This window comes from Vibrio sp. KMM 9700 (genome assembly GCF_058545285.1).
On sequence record NZ_CM178590.1, the window covers coordinates 916,181 to 938,185 of the forward strand.

A 22,005-nucleotide genomic window follows, 5' to 3' on the forward strand; every position below is an offset into this window, starting at 1 on the left:
TTTAACTTAGGTAAGACTATGGATAGTAAAATAAAACAAAATTTTGAGCTAAGTCGCCAAGAATTACTGGATATGGGGCTGCGCGGTAATACCTTATTAAGTTTAGGTAGGGGATCGAAAGTCCTTGAGATTGTCGATGAAAAAAGTATCCAAATCTTTGATAGTTTGGTTGAACAAGCTAAAACTATGCATTTTCTGCCCGCGCCCAATGCACTTGCCAAAGATGATGAAAAATCCATTCCTATCCCTGAGTTAACCCAATACTTAGCTGAGCAGAAAGGGGATAAAAGACATCAAGATATCGGTTTGCAAACCCAACTGTTGCAAAAACCTCTCGAAACTCGCTTACTCAAATTAAATGCTGAATCCGTCACCTTTGTTCAAGAAAAGGGGGTGGATTTACTTTATTTAGCGACAGGTTTTTTAGAGTGGCAAGAAGACACTTCAGATAAACCAAGGTATGCGCCACTTATCTTGATCCCGGTTGAAATCTATCGTGAAAACGCTGCGCACGCTTATAAAATTCGTTATACCGAGGCAGAACTTGGCACTAATTTAACCTTAGCAGCCAAGCTTAAAATGGAATATGGGATCAGTTTGCCAAGCTTTGAGGAAACAGAGCAAGGTTATGATTTACCTGCTTATTTCAAAGCGGTTGAAGCAGCCATTCAGGCCAAACCCAATTGGCGAGTGGTGGCAGATAAAATTGCATTAAGCTTTTTCTCTTTTGGTAAGTTTCAGATGTATCAAGACTTATCTGATGAGGTTTGGCCGGATGACAAAAAGCCGTCTTCTCATCCACTTATCCAGAAAATTTTCGAGCAAGGCTTTGAGCAAGATGCGAGCTTAATTGAGCCAGCTAGTGATGCGGTCAACCAAGCGGAAGCTTTGCAGCTGGTACTTGACTCTGATTCAAGCCAAACTGAGGCTGTGCTGGCTGCAAAATCTGGCGCCAGTTTGGTGATCCAAGGTCCGCCTGGCACGGGTAAATCTCAAACTATCACCAATATTATCTCGCAAGCCTTAGCGGATAATAAAAAAATTCTATTTGTTGCCGAAAAAATGGCCGCCCTTGAAGTGGTGAAACGCAGGTTAGATAATTGTCATATTGGCGATGCGGTGCTTGAGTTGCACTCACATAAGGCGAATAAAAAAGCAGTTCTTGCTTCCCTTGAACGCACCTTATTGCAAGATGAACCTGTCACTCCAGAGCGCCTTGATGAAATAGAAGGCTTAGTTGCAACCCGTGATAAACTCGATGCCTACTGCCAAGTGGTAAGCGCGCCAATTGGGCAAACCGATTATAACTATCACGATGCGTTGGGCTATCTGCTACAGCTTAAAAAACAATTTGATGATGCGCCCAATATGCTTGAAGATTTGCCAAAATCGCAATCTGACTTGAGCCTTTGGACGCAAGCCTTTTATCAAAGCGGCTTGGCAAAAATAACTGAATGTGCGGATCATCTTTCTGAGCATCAAGCTCCATGCTTAAACCTTTATTCTTCCAGCCAATTACAAGATTACTCACCAGAAATCGAAAGCAAAGCCAAAGGCATTCTTGCTGACTATTCACAAAACCTAGCGCACGGTACACAAGTGCTGAATCAATTAATTCAAGCGCTTGCAATCAAAATGAATGTGGCTGATCCCCAGTCAAGTGCTGAGACAGAAAAGGTTTATATCGATACCCAAGGCGATGCCTTGTATGCCAGTGAAATCTTACACCATATAACCAATCGTCCAGATTTAAGCGGCATCAATACTGACCTTGCGCTTTGGCAATCCAAAGGTAATGGACTGCTTGAGGTGGCAAAGCAAGGGCTGAACTTGCAACGTCAACAAGCTAAACTCTCCAGTCAATTTTTAGATCAAGCCTTTGATTATGACTGGATTGGGATGCGCAGTGTATTGCTTGCGAGCGGCAAAAAATGGTGGCGTTTTTTCTCAGGCGACTACCGCAAGGCAAAAAATACCTATGCTGGCCTGTGTAAAGATGGCTTAAAAGGCAGTGTGGATGAGTGGATTGCAAGCATTGATACTTTGCTTAGATTTAACTCGGACAAGCAAGATTTTGCCCAAGCGGCAGCGCCTTATTTTGAGATATTAGATGTGAACCAATCAAATTGGCAAAAGGTACTGCCAACGCTTGATTGGATAAATCAAATGTGCAGTTTCCTCACCCAAAGGCAATTTGAACAGAGTAGCGTATCCCCGTTACCCATCTTTGAAGCCGCGCTTGATCCAAACCAAGCCATTGAGCTTGATAGTGAAGCACTCGAACAAGCCAAACAAACACTCGACAGTGCTTCACAACACCTTGATGACTTGTGCGCTTTGCTTCATTTAGATAGCGAAAGCTTTTGCCAAGCTGTGAGCAAACTTTCCACACAAGCGCGCTTAAAGCTTGATGCGGATATAGAAAAAATGTACGCCTTGACGCGTTTTAATCGCTTACAGCAAAGCATGGATTCACTTGGCTTAAATGACTGGTCTCAATGCGCCTTTGCGTGGCAACACGCACCGCAAAATTTGGTTGAAGGTTTTAAATATCGCTTTTTTGAAATGCTCGTCAATGCGTCGTATCAAAACCAAGAGCTGATCCGTTATTTTGATCGCGTGGCACATGAAAAACTAATTGAAGCATTTAAAGCCAGTGACGCCAATTTATTTAGCTTTGCCCAAGAGCATTTGGTCAAAAAGCTTTATCAAAATTTGCCAAATCCATCTGCGCGTGGGGAAGTGGAAACCTTGCGCCGCGAGTTTAATAAAAAACGTCGCCATATGCCGATTCGCCGCTTGCTTAATAAGGCAGGCCGCGTGATTCAGCAAATTAAACCCGTGCTTATGATGAGCCCAATGTCGATTGCGACTTATCTTGAGCCGGGTGAAGTTGAGTTTGATTTGGTTATCTATGATGAGGCCTCTCAGGTCAAAGTCGCCGATGCATTGGGCGCGATGCTGCGTGGCAAACAGGTGATTGTGGTGGGCGATACCAAGCAAATGCCGCCCACGAATTTCTTTGGCAAACAATTTATTGCTGATGACGAAGACGCGCAAGAGAGCATCACTGCAGATATGGAAAGCATTTTAGGTTTGTTTTTGGCCTCTGGCGCGCCAGAATCTATGCTCAGATGGCACTATCGGAGCCGACATGAGTCCTTAATTGCGGTTTCAAACCAAGAGTTTTACGACAATAATCTGATGATCTTCCCATCATCAGGAATTAACCCCGAAGCGCAAGGCTTAAGCCTGACTCATTTACCAGACACGACTTATGATCGCGGCGGCTCGCGCACTAACCAAGGGGAAGCACAAGCACTGGCGCAAGCTGTGATGGCGCATGCCGAGTTACATCCAAATCAAACCTTAGGCGTAGTGGCCTTTAGTACGGCGCAGCGCGATGCGATTTTATTTGAGGTTGAAAAGTTAAGAAAAGAAAACCCAGACTTAGAAGACTTTTTTGCCGGGCACCCAGAAGGCGAAGACTTCTTTGTTAAAAACCTTGAAAACGTGCAAGGGGATGAGCGTGACACCATATATATTAGTATTGGGTATGGCCGCACCCCTGAAGGGCGATTGCCATCAAGCTTTGGCCCAGTAAACCATGATGGTGGTGAGCGCCGTTTAAATGTCTTGATCTCGCGTGCACGGATGAATATGCGCGTCTTTAGTAATTTTAAAGCGGATGAAATGTCGGTGAATGATGCATCGCCATTTGGCGTTCGCGCATTAAAGAACTTCCTGCATTACGCCGAAAAACGCGAACTTATCCGCCATCAAGAAACAGGCAAAGGGCCAGACTCACCTTTTGAAGAAGAAGTGATTTCAGCCATTCGTTCGCTTGGCTATCAAGTGGAGCCGCAAGTCGGCGCAGCCGGTTTTTATATTGATATTGCGGTGAAAGATCCGCAAAAACCTGGGCGTTATATTTTGGCGGTAGAGTGTGATGGTGCAAGTTATCATAGCGCGAAAACCGCGCGCGATAGGGATCGCATTCGTCAAAGCGTATTAGAAGGATTGGGCTGGCGTTTTCATCGTATTTGGAGTACAGATTGGTTTAGAAATGCGCATCAAGAAACGGCGCGGTTAAAAGAAGCAATTGAGGCCGCACTTGCGTTTTATCAAGACTATGATTCAAAGCAAAGCGTGCTCCAAACACCAGCTAAAAAATCCAAATCGAAACTTAAACCCCAGATTGCGCGTGTTGAGGTGGAACATAAAAGCTCTGCGGTGGAATATCAATTGTGCGATCTGAGTGAGCTTGGTTTATCTTCTGGAATGGCGATCCCTGATGTGCCAGCGCAAAGCCTTGCGCAAAGTATTCAACGTATTTTAAAAGTAGAATCCCCGATTCATAGCAAGTTGTTAACTTCGCGTTTGCTCCATGCTGTGGGCGCCTCACGTTCAGGGGCGCGGATCAATCGGGCCATCGACGCGGCTTTGACTTACTTGCAAAACCTTGGACAAATTAAGCGCGACGGGGAGTTTGTATTATTAGGTGAAAAGCAAAAAATGCCGATTCGAAACCGCAGCGACTTAGCGTCTAATGAACGCAAGTTTGATTATGTCTATGATGGGGAGATAGAACAAGCGGCGATCGTGACGGTGCGTGATACTTTCTCGATTTCACGCGATGATTTAGTCAAATCAGTGACTGAGATCCTTGGTTTTTCAGTGACAAGTAAAGCCATGCGTGAGCGGGTGGAAGGGGTGTTAGATAGGCTTGAAGCCAGCCAAACATTGCAGCGCACTGGGACAACCTATCAAGCCGAATAAACCAAAGCGTTAAAGATAAAAAAGGGGACAAACTTGTCCCCCTTATTATGCTCCGGATAATCGAATGCTTATTTATTTAAACGCGGCTGAATCAGGTTAAATGATTTTGGAATTTGATCATCCATTAAGGATAATAAGTCCGTAAAGATCTTATCATTGCCTGTCACTGTGAGTTTGCCATCTTTTTGCGCATCAGCTGGTGTCGTTTCACCGCCCAAGATAGAGAACAATGTCAGGTTATCCGTTTTCACTGTGCCGATTGAATCTTTTGGTGTGTAATCTTTTGCAGCGTTAAGCACGCCATTTTCCACTTCAACGCCAAATTTTTCACCATTAAGATCAAAGACGAATGCTAAGCGGCCATAATCGACTGATTTTTGTGGCACCAAACGAGTCGCAAACACATCCATCACCAAAGATGATGGCAAGGCTTTGAGCACATCTGGCCCTGCGCTGTTGACAGGTTGCGGCAAGATTTCATCGTTACGCAGCTCTTGCGCAGCAGTTAAATACCAGTTACGCAGCAATGAAGACTCTTCTTGATAGCCCAATTGCTCAAATGCATCCGCCATCAAGTAATTGGCTTTTTTATTGTCTTTGTTGTATGACTCAATGTTATTTAAAAGCTGCACAGTAAAGGCATAATCACCCTTGTTATAGTACTCAAGTGCTTTATCAACGACCACATCTTCGCCGCCAAATGATTCAACATAACGACGACCCGTATCGGCATAGGTGTGTTTTGCAATGCTTACAGGGTTCGCATCAAACCAGCCTAAGTTATTCACATAAGTGGCCATCACATTGTTTTTGAAATTGCCATAGTAGTCACGGTTATCCCATTGATTCATGATTTGATCTGGGATCTCAATTTTCTCTGCGATTTCATCAGGGCGATAGCCGTAGTTTGCAAGGCGTGTGGTTTGATCATTAATCGCTTTATACAGATCGCGTTGAGCTTTCATATAATGAATGACGTTTTGGTTGCCCCAAGTTGGCCAAGTGTGCGGACCAAAAATAACTTTGGCATCATCTTGCCAGCGCACAATTGCTTGGTTGATGTATTTCGCCCATTTGCCTGCATCACGTGTGGTTGTGCCACGCATTGAATAAATGTTGTGTTGCAAGTGGTTCACATCTTCAGCCATAGACACAGCGCCCCATTGCGGGATCATAAATACCATTTCAGATGGCGCTTCACTGCCTGGAACAAGGTAGAAGTCAAAATCAATGCCATCAATGTTAACAACTTGATTATCATGGGTGATTTCTTTGACTGCTTTTGGCAGTCCATTGTCACCATTGGCAACAAGTGGGCCTAAAGCTGCGGTTACAAAGCCTTTTTCGTCTTTTGGTAGGGCGTAGCCATATTGATAAATTGCGCGGCGACTCATGATGTTGCCATAAAGCACCATTTCACCAACAGAGTGTTCGGTAAAGCCTTCTGGGACATAAATTGGCACTTTGCCCGATGCAAAATCTTCTTCAGAAGCAAGGCCAAGATCGATCACGCCTTGAATGCCACCATAGTGATCTGTGTGTGAGTGCGAGATCACGATTGCTTTTAATGGGCGTTTACCACGATGCTGCTCATAAAGTTTATACGCAGCTTTTAAGGTTTCAGGTGAGTATTCTAAATCATAGAGCACGATGCCATTATCCGTTTCAATAATGGTTAAGTTTGCCACATCATTGCCACGCACTTGATAGATTTTATCAGGCAAGACTTCATATAAACCGCCTCGATTAACCAGTTGCGCATGACGCCAAAGACTTGGGTTGACTGTATCTGGGGCTTTTTTGCCTTGCATAAATTGCATCGCAGGGACATCCGCAAAGCCTTTAATAAAACCATCATCTGGCAGTGGCGCAATAAAGCCTTTATCTGCCTCTTCGAAAGATGTTTTATTATCAAAATCAAGTTCTTGATATACAGAATCATTCATCTTTTTGGTATAAGGCGTTGCGTCTTTACTGTCTGGGGTAAATTGGTATTGAGAGTTATTTGCCCATACAGAGGTGGAGACTAAGATGCTTAAAGAGGAAAGAATCAAGCTTCGTTTGATTGTCGACTTTTTCATGTGGATACCCTTTATGGATTAGAATAATGTGCTATTCATCATATAAATACTTGCATAATCAGCAAGGTATAACCTTTTTCCGTAAAATGAAAAAAGGGGCATGCTATAGATGCAAGGGATTGGCATGTCAAAGATGACAAATTAATGATTTTTGCGAGGCAGTATGGATTATTCGTATCAGTTTTTACCTCTACTAGTGGCGATTATTGAAGAAAAACATCTAGGGCGGGCTGCTGCGCGTTTAGGTTTATCTCAACCTGCGGTCAGCCGGGCCTTAGCCAAGCTTCGTGAGCAATATCAAGATCCTTTGGTCACACGCACGGCTACTGGCGTGACGCCGACTTTGTTTGCCCAGCAAATCTATCCAGTGCTTCTGCGCAGCTTAAGTGAGATAGATTTAACCTTTGCCTCCAACGCCACATTTAATCCCCATGCCCGTGCGTATCGTTTTGCGATTGCGTGTACCTCTTTGGTCAACTATTCATTTATTCCAAATATCATTGAAGCCTTTAGTCAGCATTATCCCAACATTCATATTGATATTTTTCAATTAGGCCAAGGAGATACACTTGCCCAGCTTCGTAGCAAAGCATGTGATTTTTTGATTGATATTGACACCGACTATACCCAAGCGTTGCGAAAGCGAGTGCTATACCGAGATAGCTTGGTGCTCAGTTGCCGCAAAGCGCATCCAAGAATTAACCAAGTTAAAGTGAGCTTAGAGGAATTTTTGGCAGAGCAGCATGTCACGGTTTCAAACTGGAAATCCCGCGGCTATGTGTTTAATAATGAGCATTTTTCGGGTATCGAATCACGCAAGGTGGCGGCAACGACAGTCGGCACAATCGAGTCGCTGCGCTTAGTTAGTAAAACCGATTATGTGTGTTTGGCCGATGCGAGTAACGTGAAGATTTTTAGTGATTTTTTTGGGATTAAAGCGGTTGCATTGCCATTTGAAAATATTGAATATGATGTTTGCCTATATTGGCACCCAAGTCGCGAGCAAGATCAGGCTTTAATTTGGTTTAGACAAGAGATTCTTAGGCTTATAAAATCGTCGCAGGTAATGTGACTGCGTCACTTGTGCCATCATTATCGAGATCAAGCGATAGCATCCAATCCACAAAGCTACTGGTATAATATTCATTGAGTTCTTGATCACACCAAGTTTTAGACAGGCCACGACGGTTAAACTCAGTTGCAACCGATGCTTGGGTTTGTGTGGTGGCGCGATCAAGATAAAGAACTTGGCATAATTCAGAGTTACTCATATTCTGAGCATATTGGGTCAAGGTGCTGGTGTTTAATCCAAGTGAATTGCTTTGTGAGGTGGTGCAAGCAGATAAAACCCCTGAAATCAATAAAATAGCTAGCGTATTCTTCATCATGATGCTGGTTTCTTCGATATGCCAAAATAAAAAACAGATTCTAGCAAATTAAGTGTGGCTTTTCTATCTTGTCGCAAAAGACAAAAATGCGATCGGCTTCACTAAAATGAGCTTGCTTTATCTGTGGATGCTAGACTGATGATTTTCTCTATCAATAGCAATCAAACTTTCGTGCTAGAATTTTGCCAAGTTATTCTAGTATTGAGGTTTTTATGAACTTTTCGCGTCATCCTTTGACTCTTTCCCTTGTGGCTGCAAGCCTAATTTCGACGCCAGTGATGGCTGAAAAACTAAATTTACGTATTATCGAAACGACAGATATTCATGCCAATGCCATGGCGTATGATTATTATAAAGATAAGTCAACAGAGCAGTTTGGCTTAGCGCGCGCAGCAAGTCTTGTAAAACAAGCTGAAAGTGAAGTCACCAACTCAGTGCTAGTGGATAATGGGGACTTGATTCAAGGCAGTCCAATGGGTGATTACATGGCATCCAAAGGGCTCAAAGCTGGCGAGGTTCATCCTGTCTATAAAGCGATGAACACCTTGGATTACCAAGTCGGTAACATTGGTAACCACGAATTTAACTATGGTTTAGACTATCTTGCTGAAGCCACCAATGACGCTAAATTCCCATATGTGAATGCCAACGTATATGATGCCAAAACTGGTGAAAACTTCTTTACCCCGTATTTAATCAAAACCTATAACTTTAAAGATGAAACTGGCGCAGAGCAAAGTATCAAAGTTGGTTACATCGGTTTTGTGCCGCCACAAATCAGCGTTTGGGATAAGAAAAATCTAGAAGGCAAAGTGGTTGCTAAAGATATTAAAGAAACCGCTGAGAAATTTGTCCCGCAGATGAAAAAAGAAGGCGCGGATGTGATCATCGCGATCCCACACTCTGGCCTATCGTCTGATCCATATAAAGCAGGCGCTGAAAATTCAGTGGCTTATCTTGCCGAGGTGAAAGGCATTGATGCGATTGCTTTTGGTCACGCACACGCTGTCTTCCCAAGTGATGAGTTTAAATCCATCGCCGGCGCTGATATTGAAAAAGGCACCTTAAATGGCGTTGCGGCTGTGATGCCAGGACGTTGGGGCAGCCACGTTGGGGTGATGGACTTAACTCTTGATAATGCATCAGGCAATTGGAAAGTGGTTTCAGCGCAGACGCAGGCTCGTCCAATCTTTGATAAAGCGAATAATAAATCTCTTGCTGCGGAAGATAAAACCATTCGCGCGGCGCTCGATGGGGATCACAAAGGCACACGTGAGTTTGTCAATCAACCGATTGGTAAAGCCAATGATGTGATGTATAGCTTCCTTGCGCTGGTGCAAGATGATCCAACGGTTCAAATCGTTAACCTTGCGCAAAAAGATTATACCGAGCGCTTTATCCAGGGCGATCCAGATTTAGATGGTATCCCTGTACTGTCAGCGGCCGCGCCATTTAAAGTTGGCGGACGTAAAAATGACCCAGAAAACTTTACTCAAGTTGAATCAGGCGAACTGACTTTCCGTAATGCGGCTGACTTGTACTTGTATCCAAACACCTTAGTTGCGCTGAAAATGACGGGCAAAGAAGTCAAAGAGTGGCTAGAGTGTTCGGCTGGACAATTTAATCAAATCGACCCGACATCAACTAAGACTCAAAGCTTGATCAACTGGGATGGCTTTAGAACTTATAACTTTGATGTGATTGATGGCGTGAATTATCAAATTGATGTCACCAAAGCTGCTAAATATGATGGCGATTGCAAACCAGTTAACCCAGATAGCAGCCGTATTGTGAATTTGACCTTCCAAGGCAAGCCAATCGATATGGATCAAACCTTTATTGTTGCTGCGAATAACTACCGCGCTTATGGCGAGAAGTTTGCAGGCACAGGCGCTGACTTTGTTGCCTTTGATTCACCCGATGAGAACCGCAGCATTGTGGCTGATTACATCACCCGCGTGAGCAAAGAAAAAGGCCAAGTGGAGCCAAGCGCTGATAATAATTGGTCTTTCGCACCGATTAAAACGGATACCAAGCTTGATATTCAGTTTGAAACCTCACCAAGTGAGACGGCAGCGAAATTTATCAAGGACAAAGGCGTCGCGCCTATGACTTATGTGGGCAAAGATAAGGCTGGCTTTGCGCTTTATCAAATAGATTTAACCGCAAAATAAAATATAGAATTGAAGGGATGCCAAGGGTGTCCCTTTTTTATGTCGTTTCATGGTGTTACATCTATGGAGAATTTATTATGAGCGCTTTTGATAACATGCGCCACAATCTACCTTTTGATGGCATGGATCCAGAACTTGAAGCAATACGCGCAAAGGCGTGGCAACTGCTTCGCAGCCTAAATCAAACCTATCCGCTCGCCGAGCGCCAGCGTTTATGTTCTCAGCTTTTTGCCAGCTTTGGCTATAGTATGCTGCAATCCCCATTTCATTGTGAATTTGGCAAAACGATACATATTGGTGAAAAGGTGTTTATTAATATGAATGTAGTCATGCTTGATAATGCTGATATTTATATTGAAGATGAAGTCTTTATTGGTCCAAGTTGCCAGTTTTATACTGCGTCACATTCGCTTGACTATAAAGCTCGTCAAAGATGGGAGACGATAGCTAAGCCGATTCGAGTGAAAAAAAATGCTTGGATAGGGGGAAACAGTGTAATTAATCAAGGCGTGACGATTGGCGAACGGGCTGTGATAGGCGCAGGATCGGTCGTTAACTCAGATGTGCCGGATGATTGTGTGTTTGCAGGCGCGCCAGCGCGCTTTATTAAGCGGGTGTATGATTGATGCTTCACCAACGAATACTTTCAAAATACGAAAAAAACCGCTCCGTGATAATCAAAATGAGATCTGACATCACAACAAGCGGTTTGGTAGTTTAAAACTAAAAAGCTCGATTTAACAAAATCTTAGCTTAAAAGTATTAGTTTAAGCTGCGGCTTTTTAGTTCAAAAATTAGTTTTTCAGCGCTGCATTCAAATTGCAGACGACCTTCAAGCTCAGAGCCTTCTTCATTGACTTGATGGACAACCTTAGGGTTCACTTCTTTTGCCAGTGCAAGGTAGTCATTGAAACGCGACTGACGAACATTTGCATCATCAGCTTTTACGAATACAGTTGCGACATCATCACCTTCTTTGATGATAAAACCCATTTCTGCGCTGCAACCGCATGCATCACAAGGTTGGTTTGCGGGTGTTTGATCTGTTGTCGTCATCTTCTTTTCCTTACTTAAAATAATGCTTTAAGTTTAAACCTCTCGCCGTGACTTGGCTAGTGTTTCTTACCCTATTAGTATTATTTATACGCTCATAAGCTAAAACATCAAGACGAAAAGGTTGTAAAAACGATTATTTTTGACCACTGTTTAGGCTTTGCAATTAGGATGTTTGGCCGTTGATGGTGGCAGCTTTTGGATATATGACTGCAAGGAATGGATCCGAGTACTATCCGATGGGTGAGTGGATAGTAACTCTGGCGGCTTATTGCCGGAAGCTTTAGACATATTCTGCCAAAGTTTGACACTTTCATTGGGATCAAAGCCTGCTTGCGACATCAGCTCTAAGCCTAATAAATCCGCTTCGGATTCTTGCGCGCGGCCAAAGGGCAACAAAATACCATATTGCACGCCAACACTTAGGGCATCCATCGCAGCGCCTTGATAAGAGGTTCCAGAGAGCAGTACACTGGTTACGCCCATGCCTGCGCTTGCCATTTGATTCCGTGACACTTGCTCATTACTATGGTTTGCAAGCACATGTGAGATTTCATGACCAATAACAGTTGCGAGTTGATCTTGATTTTCGGCGACTTTTAAAAGCCCAGTATAGACACCAATCTTACCGCCAGGTAGCGCAAAAGCATTGACTTGATCGCTATCAAAAACCACAACCTCCCATGAGGTAAAGCCTTCTTGTTTTGGGACTTGCTTTGTGATGGCATTGGCGACACATTGCACATACTTATTGGTGCGTGCATTGGTGCTTACTTTTTCTTGTTTTTTGAGCGCTTCAAAAGATTGGCTACCCATTTGCGCCATTTCTTGGCTAGAAAACAAAAGCATTTGGTTGCGTCCCATCGGCGAGGAAGAACAGCCAAGTAGTAAAGCGCTGGTAAGACTGGTAATAAAAAGGGGCGTCCAACGTTTCACAAGCTGCTTTGGTGAGGGTGTTTTGATTCTTGTTGCTAGTGGTGTTGTGCAGTCCATTGTCATAAATTTCCTTAGGTAAAACCATTTTCCTGCTTGAATAAAAAACTAAAGCTGCATCTTTAGTCTAAATCTAATTGCGCTTAGCTTGATCCCAACTATGCTCATTTAGAGTGCACATTGGGATAAGGATAGGATCATCTTTAAAAGTATAGCTTATTGAAAATATAGCAAATATCAATCAATATGACGTAAATTAATAATAATTAATGAGGGCAATAGAATGATTTGGAAACGCGATTTTAATTTACAGCTGCTAAATGAGACATCAAAAGGCACTTTAGTCGAACATTTAGGGATTGAATACACTGGCTTTGATGAAAAAAGTTTAACCGCTAGCATGCCGGTAGATCACCGCACGCATCAACCTATGGGGCTTTTACACGGCGGTGCATCGGTGGCATTGGCTGAAACTTTAGGATCGCTTGCTGCCAATATGTGTGTCGAGGAAGGGGCATACTGTGTGGGGCTTGATATTAATGCAAACCATTTAAAAGCAAAGCATAAAGGCCATGTAGTCGCGACTGCAACGCCGCTGCATTTAGGTCAAACGACTCAAGTGTGGCAGATCCAAATCGAAGATGAAGTTGGTCAGCTTATTTGCGTCAGTCGTCTCACTATGGCGGTCAAAAAGCTAAAACCCAATCAAGCGATGAAATTAAAAAATGCTTAACGAATAGGGTAAAAAAATAGTGTTTCCTCTCAAAAGTTAACTTTTGTTAAATGATACATATACGCATGAATGAGACTCATGGTAATACTAATGTATTGTTAATGAAATAAAGGGATAAGCTATGTCTTCTATCACAGGTGAACAGTACTGGGCAGAGATCACAGGTTGGGGCAAGGCATTGCCGCCAGCGGTGTTAACAAACCAAGATTTAAGCAGTTTTTTAGAGACATCGGATGAATGGATCACGAGCCGTACAGGGATCCAAGCGCGTCGTATTAGCCATGTCCAAACTTCAGATCTTGCCACTGCTGCGGCGCAAAACGCCCTCGATTGCGCGGGAATTGAAGCGGATCAAATTGACTGCGTGATTGTTGCCACTTGCTCACCGGATACACTTATTCCTAATATTGCATCCAAAGTTCAAGCCAATCTTGGGATTCAAGGTGCGGCAGCGTTTGATTTAAATGCAGCGTGCACAGGTTTCGTATATGGCCTTGAAACCGCGACACGCCTATTGCAAGCTGGCAGTTATCGTCATGCTTTAGTGATTGGCGCGGAGCGTTTGTCTTTTTATCTTGATTGGACCAAACGTGATACTGCTGTGCTTTTTGGTGATGGCGCAGGCGCAGTGGTACTTAGTCGTCAAAGCGGTGATGCGGTAGGTTTAATTGAAGCGCAAATAGGTTGTGATGCGGCTGGACGTGATATTTTATCGATTCCAAGTTTTGGCACAGCCATGGATAGATTTTCGCCTCAAGCGCCATATTGGCAATTTAGCTTTGAAGGGCGAGATATTTTTAAACGAGCAGTCAAAGGCATGAGCGCTGCGATAAATACTGTATTAACGCGCGCTGAGCTGGAAAAAGAGCAAATTGATTATGTGATCCCACATCAAGCCAATATTCGGATCATCCAAACCTTGTGTGATTATCTAAACTTGCCAGCAGACAAAGCCTTTATAAATATCGAGCGTTATGGCAATACGTCTGCGGCAACGGTGCCAATTGCCTTATGTGAGGCATTAGAGCAAGGTAAGATTGCGCCGCATTCAAATATATTACTCGCAGCCTTTGGCGCTGGACTCACTTGGGGCGCTGCAAGATTAAGGTGGGGCGCTCGCACCTCGCCAATTCATGCGCCGAGTGCGCAACTTGCATCTTGTAAGCAAAGCGCGCTTGAGATCTTAGATGCGGCAATAACCAAGTGCCAACAAAACCCATATCAAGATCAACCAGATAAAGAATAATTTTAAGTCAATTTAAAACTTAGCTGTGTATAATTGCCCATTATTAAATCTTAATTGATGGGCTTTTTTATGTTTGAATCTATCTTTGCGGCGCTGCTTGGCGGGCTCTTAGTCGGACTTGCTGCGGTGATCATGTTACTTGTAGCCGGCCAAATTACTGGCGTCAGTGGGATTTTCTCCCAAGCGTTGAGCGCCCAAACCCCGTGGCGGATATTTTTTATTCTTGGCCTTGTGATCGGCGGGCTTATCACGAATCATTTTTTTGCTGATAATCCATTTTTAACCCAAGAGCTTGGGTTGGTGATTGCAAAACTGCCCAACACATGGGACACCTCTTGGATTCAAGTTGCGATTGCAGGCTTGTTGGTTGGCTTTGGCTCCCAATTTGGCAGTGGCTGCACCAGTGGACATGGGATTTGTGGGATTGGGCGTCTTTCTAAGCGCTCGATTGTTGCGACGATGACGTTTATGCTAAGCGCTGCTGTGTGCGTCTATGTAGTGGGGGTATAACATGAAGATAATAAATAAGCTTTCTTTTGTCAGTCTTTGTTGCGGCATTTTATTTGGTATTGGGATGCAAGTTTCTGGGATGGTATTACCTGAAAAGGTTTTGGGTTTTTTAGATGTCACTGGGGAGTGGGATATCAGCCTTGCGTTTGTGATGGGCGGCGCTTTGGCGGTATTTCTGCCTTGCTATCAGTTTATCATTAAAGGGCGCAGTCATAGTTTGATTCAAGAGCCGATGAATCTACCGACGAAAAGCCAAATCGACCCACCGCTTATTATTGGCGCAATTTGCTTTGGCATTGGCTGGGGACTTGCTGGCATTTGCCCGGCACCTGCATTAACCTCATTAGCGGCGCCACATCTTAAGCTGATTCTATTCATTGTTATGCTAGCGCTAGGGCAGTTTATTGCACGCCAAGTGAAGACAAAATACCTAAATCCTTAGGCTTGTTTAAGCGTCTTGACGATTTTTAGTGCTTGTTGGTAATGCTTAGTTGAATCAATCTTCATTGATAAGCTATCTGCCGCAAGCGCTAAGGTTTGGCCTTTGTCAGTGGTGACAGTGCCAAAGTTTGCCAGTTGCATAGCTTGATAGAAAATATCATCTAGTTTTTCATGGCTTGAATGTTTATGGGTGCGCGAAACCAGTTTGCCGTCATATTTGTAAATGCGATCGCAATAGGCTTCGAGTAGCAATGGCACGTTATATTCATCTGCGATATCAAGATAGGGGCTGTTATCATGACGCGCCAAGATAACCAAAGGCAAGTCGGTATATGAAACAGCTTGCACCACGGTCTCAAAGATATCGAGATCATTCATCATGTCACGAAACAGGGCGCCATGTGCTTTGATGTAGCTGAGTTCAACATCTTGGCATTGACACATATGAATTAAAGCGCCAATTTGATAGTTTAAGGCTTGTAATAATTCATTTGCCGTATGTGGAATGGAGCGCTCGCCTGCACCATATAAATCATGATAAGACACTAAACAACCGATACCGACCTGATGCTGCTTGGCTAAACTCACGCCTTGGGCAATGCTCACAGGATTACCCGTGTGAAAACCCGCGCTGAGATTAATAAAATCGAGATAATCTAAAAGCTGCTCATCACTCGCTAACAACTGATCAATTATGACTGGGCTTAAATCACAATTAAAACTGAGTGTTTGGGGAGTTTGGGTCATAAATTATCCTATTAAAATCAGACTTATACTATTGTCTTGATTATACCCAAGTCCTTTCAATATGCTAGGTTGATTATATTCTAAATCAAATGTAAACGTTTACATAGTGTGATCTGTGGCGCTTTTTTTATCGCTTCAAACTTTTATACTAAGATTCAAAAGATTGTCAGGCACTGATTATCTGACAAACTATCAAATTTTAGTTACAATTCGCGCTATGAAAGTGAGTATTAGCTTCAATACCTTATCTATTTAATAAGAGAAGGGGCAGACTCAAGGAAATCACACTTGCACTAATCTTGCACTAAGGGGCAAATATGAACGTTCTCGTCACAGGTGGTATGGGATATATCGGTAGCCATACATGCATTCAAATGATTCAAGCTGGCATGACGCCAATTATTTTCGATAATCTTTATAATTCAAAAGCTAGCGTACTCGATCGAATTGAGAAGGTCGCAGGTGTACGCCCTATATTTATTCAAGGGGATGTCTGTGATAAAGCAGCGCTTGATGCTGTATTTGCTGGGCATCAAATTGACGCTGTGATTCATTTTGCTGGCTTAAAAGCTGTCGGTGAGTCGGTCGCTATCCCACTTAAATATTATGAAAATAATGTCTATGGCAGCTTAGTGCTGACTCAAGCCATGCAAGATGCCGGCGTGAAAAGCCTTATTTTTAGTTCATCTGCGACAGTTTATGGCGATCCTGCAACCGTGCCAATTTTAGAAGACTTTCCAACTTCTGCGACCAACCCATATGGACGCAGCAAGCTCATGGTCGAAGAATGTTTAACTGACTTTCAAAAAGCTAATCCAGACTGGAGCATTACCTTACTGCGTTACTTTAACCCAGTCGGGGCACACGAATCGGGCGAGCTAGGCGAAGATCCACAAGGGATCCCAAATAACTTAATGCCATTCGTCTCACAAGTGGCAGTTGGACGTCGTGAGTATTTATCTGTTTTTGGAAGTGATTACCCAACTCATGATGGTACAGGGGTTCGTGATTACATCCATGTCGTTGATTTAGCCGATGGGCATTTGGCAGCATTAAACCATGTGGGACAAAAACAAGGTCTGCATATTTATAACTTAGGCACAGGGCAAGGTTATAGTGTGCTCGATATGGTTAAAGCGTTTGAAAAAGCATCGGACAAAACCATACCTTATAAATTAGTAGAGCGTCGCCCTGGGGACATTGCGACCTGTTTTGCTGATCCTGCTAAAGCGAAATCGGAACTACAATGGGAAGCGAAACGTAACCTTGAATCCATGACGCAAGATACTTGGCGTTGGCAATCTCAAAACCCACAAGGTTTTCCTGAAAGCTAATATCATAAAATAAGACAATTACCTCTTTGGGGTAGTGTTATATACTGTAAATAAAGCTCGCAATAAATTTGTGGGCTTTTTTTGTTTAATTTGATGGGGTTTTATTTTAAATCCGCACTTAATTTCAGCTTTTTAGACTAATTTAATGCAAGCTATTGCTTAATTTTACGAGCTTTATCGCGAATTTGAATATATGCTAAGTTTTTAATCAACAATCCCCCTTGTTTTTGTTAGAATCTTTTTTAAGGAATTGTTAACTTTTCTGTTATCAGTTAAAGAGTTAAAACGAGATTTTTTTTACAAATAGGGGAATACACATGTCTTTATTTTTAGTCATTTCTTTTATTGCAGCAGCAGCTTTTATGGTGCGTAAAGAAATTAAAGCAGCAAAATAATTACATTTAAATCATTAGCTTAGTGCAGACCATTTTTACCCAACTTTTTATGAGTTAATGTTTTATAAATTATTTAATATATCCTTAAATCTTTTTAAGGTATAAAATCAAACCAATGTCTTCGGATGTTGGTTTTTTTGTATTTGTAAAAAGGATGTTAATCGTTATGCCGCACCCCGTCATCACCTTAGAAGCGCTTTATGTGTTAGATGCTATCGCAAGACGCGGCAGTTTTGCCGCAGCGGCGCAAGAGTTATCCAGAGCGCCATCTTCCCTTAGTTATCAGGTACAAAAGCTTGAACAAGAGCTAGATTTAGTGATTTTTGACCGCAGCGGTCATAAAGCGAAATTTACCCAAGCTGGTGAATTATTGCTCGAGCGTGGCAGACACCTAATTGATGCAACCCAAAGCATGGTAGAAGATGCTGCTGTGCTTGCACATGGTTGGGAGCTTAACCTGACCCTTGCGTATGATGATCTGATTGCTATTGAGCATTTCTTTCCTTTAATCGAGACGTTAAATAAGCGTGCATCCACTCAAATTAAGCTACAACAAGAGGTGCTCACTGGGGGTTGGGAGGCTTTAACCTTTGGTAAAGCGGATGTCTTAGTTTCTGCTAAAGTACATCAGATCCCTGCAGATATGAAAGTTGAAACACTAGGCTATTTTAACAGTATCTGGGTCGCTAGCCCGAAACATCATGTGCATCAGCGCAGTGCCTCTGGTTTTGATGGTGCGATACAAAAAAAATATCAAGTGGTAGCGATTGCAGATAGTGCGCGTCAAATGCCGCCGAAAAGCTTTAATGTATTGCAAGGACAAAAGCGTTTAACGGTTACTAGCCTAGATGCAAAAATCAAAGCACTTCGTGCAGGTCTTGGGATCGGGACCATTCCAGAATATATCGCTCAGGTTTATTTTGCTTCTGGTGAGTTACAACCTATTCACAATGCGCCGCCTATGCCGATAGAGCTGGTGCTTGCATGGCGGCGTAATAAAATGGGTAAAGCCAAGTCTTTTTGTATCCAAACGATTAAAAAGAAAGGCTTCTTCTCATTTTTAGATTAGCTTTCATTGTATTGCTGCATTTTATCTAAAGCTAATTCAAGGTAAGCCACTTCATCTTCAAAATCTAAACTAACTTTAAATCCAAGATGTTTTGCAAGACCGATCATCGCCTGGTTACTTGGCATCGTAATGCCTTTTAAGCTGTGCACGCCACGCTGGCGAGCATATTCGATTAGCTCAAATAAAAGCGCCTTGCCAATGCCTTGTCCTTTGCACTGTGAATCAAGCAAAATTGAAAACTCAGCATGGTCCGTTTGGGTTTCTTTAATTATTCTGCTCACGCCAAGCATTTTTGGGTTGTCTTTTTGAGCTTCAAAAGCGACCAAAGCCATCTCTCTGTCGTAATCAATTTGCGTTAGCTTAGCCAAGGCGTCATGATCAAACCTTTGTTTACTTGAGAAAAAGCGTTTATACCTGTCTTCATCATCAACGCCTTGGATAAAGGCATCTATTTGCAGCTCATCTTCTGGGCAAATCGGGCGTATGAAGATCTGGCCTTGTTTGAGCTGAAGTGTTTTTTCAAGCTCTGCAGGATAAGGTTTAATCGCAAACTTAGTCCGCACACTGGTTGGCGCCATACACTGGATTTGTAAATCCAAAATATTTAACCCTGTGTGTGGCGTGAGCATAAGATCAAGATCTAACGCTTGTATTTTGGCATGATCGAGCATGATATGAGAAAGACGCACAATCAAAGTAGAAGCTTGGGTTAGCAGGGTGTCGGCAAAATCTGAAGGTGGAATAGGGTTTTGCAACTTGTTTGCCGCTTCTAATAAAAGATTGGTTGCCAGCGCCATATTTAATGGTAAAAGCGCTACAGCAAGATAGTGTGGCTTTTGCTTTGAAGCATTTAAATCTAACTTTTCTTGTTTAAGCAGGTAGAGCACAGGTCCAAAAATAGGATCGACGCGAACTTGGATATTAAATAAAAGTGCCAAATAACCAGTTGTGGCGAGCTTTTCTTCACGTTGACGAGGACTCAGGACTTTAATTTGATAAGCATTTAAAAAATCGACTAATTCATTATGATTAAAGTCACGCTTACCTTCTAAAATCTGGGCATTCAACCAATCTTTTACGTGTGAAATATGAGATTCATCGGCTGATAAGAGCGAGGTTGGCATTTGCTTGAGTTTAATTTGATTATCACGATATTTAATTAAATGCATATAAGCACAGACAGCGCCCTCAGGGGTGCGATATGTCGGAATTTGGAGCTTATTTGCTTGCTGTCTGGCTGAATGAGCTGAATACTCACCTGCAAAGTGAGTTAATATTTTTGCTTTGCTTAACCGCGCAGCTTTTGGCAAGGTATTTTGCGCATTATTGAGCGCAGCTAACACATCAATGCTTGCACATTCTAAGCTTGGACTATGTAACACTAAAATTGCATGCACATTTTTTTGCTGGTGCAAATAACTAACGATCGATTCAATTGTCTTGGCTGTAACGTGATTTTTTAAACTAATCACACCGCTATGTGCGCTGGATTCAATCAGGTCAGGATAATCATTGACCAACTGCTGGGTATCTAGTTGGGCCAATTGATGAAAAGGATTTAACTGTGTATCGGAATGCGACAGGGCCGCTAGCGCCATATTGGTTAAGGCTTGGGTGTTGGATAAAAGGACTAAGCCCTGGGCATTTTTTAATGATTGCGTATGATTCAACGTCCCTAGCGCAGCAAAAAGTTCATGTGTGGTATGCACTTGAAGCATCCCAGCACGTGCAATCGCACTTTGATGGACCAAATATTGAGACCTTGGTAAGGCATGTTCATGATGCGGTGACATCACTAAAATTTTCTTCAAACTTGCCGCACTTCGCGCAGCGGACATAAACCTGCGCGCTTCTTTTATTTTATCAAAATAGAGCACAATCGCATTGGTTTTAGGGTCAAGACTCAAAGTATCCAGCCACAAGGCTAAATCTTTTTCTTGATGAGGGTTTAAGCAAATACACGCGCTTAAACCTGTTTGCTTTGCATAAGCCCAATCGAGCACTTGTTGGCACATGCTTTGTGATTGTGAAATAAATGCAACCGATCCGGGTTGAACGTGTAAGGGGGATAATGATGCATGCAAATGATGCCAAGGAAAAATAAACCCAAATTCATTCGGGCCAAAGACTAATATGTCGTGTCGGTCACAAATTTGTTTGACTGCAAGCCATTGTTTTTCTTGTCCAGTTTCGGCAAAATGGGAACCTAGAAATAAAATTGCTTGGCATCCGATATCGGCTAAATGTTGAACTTCTTGGATGCAGTTTTGCTTAGGATCGCAAAAGATAGCAAGTTGCGGAGTAGCAGGGAGCGCAGCAATATCAGTATATGCATAAATACCTTTCACCTGTTTTGCCTTTTTGGTGACAGGTAAAATCATCCCTTCATATTGCGCAGTTTGTAATTGAGTGATCACAGCTGAGCCTATTTCTGACTCAAGTTTTGAGGCATGAATACAGGCAATACTCTGGCTGTAGAGCAGGGCATTTGTGGCTAAGCGCATAGGTTACCTCACACTAAACTTACGTTCGCACCTTGCTATTGTCGCTTTTGCAAGGCATCATTAACTAAGTAAAAAATATCACTTTATTTGAGTTTATTATGAAAAAATTATTAACGTTAAGCAGCATTTTAGTACTCAGTGCTTGTTCTTCAACAAGTGATGTGCAAGTGAGCACAGATACATACAAAGAAGATTATAACACGACCCAAACATCGGGTGTTGAGAGCAATACCAGTTTTAATGAGACAGATCTTTCAAATACGTCAACAAGTTCAACTCCAAGCAATACAACGCCAACATCTACCCAGACAAGCACGCCAACATCATCAAGTTCGTCGTCTTCTTCTATCCAAGCTGGCACGTATACACTGCAAGTAGTTGCCGGTGAATCGACAGACGTGCTAAGCAAAGCCGTCGGTAAATTAGATATTGGTCAACCAACGTGGCAGTACACCAAGGTACTCAACGGCATTCGCATTTATACACTGCTTTATGGTCAATATGCGACACGTGAAGCAGCACTTGCAGCCATTTCAACATTACCAGCGGAAATTCGGGCAAATAAACCTTTCCCAGTGGCAATGAGCAGTCTAGAATCAACTCAACTTAACTAAATCG

At 42.8% G+C, this 22,005-nt stretch carries 17 protein-coding genes; 11 read left to right on the plus strand and 6 right to left on the minus strand.

Translation table 11 applies throughout. From position 1 onward, the window contains the following. The first annotated feature begins 18 nt into the window (after positions 1-18). Positions 19-4,779 carry a DUF3320 domain-containing protein gene (locus AC2VOY_RS15370; RefSeq protein WP_491833489.1) on the plus strand — a complete coding sequence of 1,587 codons (4,761 nt, stop codon included), beginning with the start codon at positions 19-21 and terminating at the stop codon, positions 4,777-4,779. 68 nt (positions 4,780-4,847) lie between these two features. On the opposite strand, the gene AC2VOY_RS15375 is transcribed toward AC2VOY_RS15370, so the two are convergent. Next, positions 4,848-6,860, minus strand: coding sequence for an alkyl/aryl-sulfatase (locus AC2VOY_RS15375; RefSeq protein ID WP_491833491.1), 2,013 nt, complete (start codon positions 6,858-6,860; stop codon positions 4,848-4,850). 163 nt (positions 6,861-7,023) lie between these two features. Here AC2VOY_RS15375 and AC2VOY_RS15380 point away from each other — a divergent pair, with 163 nt between their 5' ends. Beyond that, complete coding sequence (locus AC2VOY_RS15380) at positions 7,024-7,932, plus strand: LysR family transcriptional regulator (RefSeq protein ID WP_491833493.1); 909 nt, start codon at positions 7,024-7,026, stop codon at positions 7,930-7,932. Here the strand turns inward: AC2VOY_RS15380 and AC2VOY_RS15385 are convergent. Then, positions 7,907-8,248: a hypothetical protein gene (locus tag AC2VOY_RS15385; protein WP_491833494.1), complete on the minus strand. Its 342-nt coding sequence runs from the start codon at positions 8,246-8,248 to the stop codon at positions 7,907-7,909. The two genes, AC2VOY_RS15380 and AC2VOY_RS15385, sit on opposite strands and share 26 nt — an antisense overlap. A gap of 212 nt (positions 8,249-8,460) precedes the next feature. Between AC2VOY_RS15385 and AC2VOY_RS15390 the strand changes: the two genes are divergently transcribed. Next, the gene (locus tag AC2VOY_RS15390) at positions 8,461-10,422 is read left to right on the plus strand and encodes a bifunctional 2',3'-cyclic-nucleotide 2'-phosphodiesterase/3'-nucleotidase (protein WP_491833495.1); all 1,962 of its coding nucleotides are present in this window, start codon (positions 8,461-8,463) and stop codon (positions 10,420-10,422) included. Between the two features lie 77 nt (positions 10,423-10,499). Beyond that, on the plus strand, positions 10,500-11,048 hold the full coding sequence (locus tag AC2VOY_RS15395; protein ID WP_491833496.1) for a sugar O-acetyltransferase: 549 nt from the start codon (positions 10,500-10,502) through the stop codon (positions 11,046-11,048). Positions 11,049-11,184: 136 nt separating this feature from the next. Here the strand turns inward: AC2VOY_RS15395 and AC2VOY_RS15400 are convergent, their stop codons facing one another. Both AC2VOY_RS15400 and AC2VOY_RS15405 read right to left on the minus strand, forming a co-directional pair. Next, positions 11,185-11,478 (minus strand): DUF406 family protein, encoded by a 294-nt coding sequence (locus tag AC2VOY_RS15400; protein ID WP_491833497.1) that lies wholly within the window; start codon positions 11,476-11,478, stop codon positions 11,185-11,187. A gap of 150 nt (positions 11,479-11,628) precedes the next feature. Next, a complete protein-coding gene (locus tag AC2VOY_RS15405) occupies positions 11,629-12,411 on the minus strand; it encodes a M48 family metallopeptidase (RefSeq protein ID WP_491834159.1) in 783 nt (260 codons plus the stop codon). Positions 12,412-12,691: 280 nt separating this feature from the next. On the opposite strand from AC2VOY_RS15405, the gene AC2VOY_RS15410 reads away from it, so the two are divergent. From AC2VOY_RS15410 to AC2VOY_RS15425, 4 genes are all read left to right on the plus strand, one after another. Further along, complete coding sequence (locus AC2VOY_RS15410) at positions 12,692-13,141, plus strand: hotdog fold thioesterase (RefSeq protein ID WP_491833498.1); 450 nt, start codon at positions 12,692-12,694, stop codon at positions 13,139-13,141. Between the two features lie 121 nt (positions 13,142-13,262). Then, the gene (locus AC2VOY_RS15415; RefSeq protein WP_491833499.1) at positions 13,263-14,387 is read left to right on the plus strand and encodes a ketoacyl-ACP synthase III; all 1,125 of its coding nucleotides are present in this window, start codon (positions 13,263-13,265) and stop codon (positions 14,385-14,387) included. A 69-nt stretch (positions 14,388-14,456) separates the two neighbouring features. After that, the gene (locus tag AC2VOY_RS15420; protein ID WP_491833501.1) at positions 14,457-14,897 is read left to right on the plus strand and encodes a YeeE/YedE family protein; all 441 of its coding nucleotides are present in this window, start codon (positions 14,457-14,459) and stop codon (positions 14,895-14,897) included. Position 14,898: 1 nt separating this feature from the next. Beyond that, positions 14,899-15,339 carry a DUF6691 family protein gene (locus tag AC2VOY_RS15425; RefSeq protein WP_491833502.1) on the plus strand — a complete coding sequence of 147 codons (441 nt, stop codon included), beginning with the start codon at positions 14,899-14,901 and terminating at the stop codon, positions 15,337-15,339. Here AC2VOY_RS15425 and pxpA read toward each other — a convergent pair. After that, on the minus strand, positions 15,336-16,085 hold the full coding sequence (gene pxpA / locus AC2VOY_RS15430; RefSeq protein WP_491833504.1) for a 5-oxoprolinase subunit PxpA: 750 nt from the start codon (positions 16,083-16,085) through the stop codon (positions 15,336-15,338). The genes AC2VOY_RS15425 and pxpA overlap by 4 nt on opposite strands. A gap of 317 nt (positions 16,086-16,402) precedes the next feature. On the opposite strand from pxpA, the gene galE reads away from it, so the two are divergent. Both galE and AC2VOY_RS15440 read left to right on the plus strand, forming a co-directional pair. Then, the gene (gene galE, locus AC2VOY_RS15435) at positions 16,403-17,419 is read left to right on the plus strand and encodes a UDP-glucose 4-epimerase GalE (protein ID WP_491833506.1); all 1,017 of its coding nucleotides are present in this window, start codon (positions 16,403-16,405) and stop codon (positions 17,417-17,419) included. A 561-nt stretch (positions 17,420-17,980) separates the two neighbouring features. Further along, positions 17,981-18,883 (plus strand): LysR family transcriptional regulator, encoded by a 903-nt coding sequence (locus AC2VOY_RS15440; RefSeq protein ID WP_491833508.1) that lies wholly within the window; start codon positions 17,981-17,983, stop codon positions 18,881-18,883. On the opposite strand, the gene AC2VOY_RS15445 is transcribed toward AC2VOY_RS15440, so the two are convergent. Further along, the gene (locus AC2VOY_RS15445; protein WP_491833510.1) at positions 18,880-21,387 is read right to left on the minus strand and encodes a bifunctional acetate--CoA ligase family protein/GNAT family N-acetyltransferase; all 2,508 of its coding nucleotides are present in this window, start codon (positions 21,385-21,387) and stop codon (positions 18,880-18,882) included. The genes AC2VOY_RS15440 and AC2VOY_RS15445 overlap by 4 nt on opposite strands. 98 nt (positions 21,388-21,485) lie before the next feature. Between AC2VOY_RS15445 and AC2VOY_RS15450 the strand changes: the two genes are divergently transcribed. Then, a complete protein-coding gene (locus AC2VOY_RS15450) occupies positions 21,486-22,001 on the plus strand; it encodes an SPOR domain-containing protein (protein ID WP_491833512.1) in 516 nt (171 codons plus the stop codon). Positions 22,002-22,005: the final 4 nt, after the last annotated feature.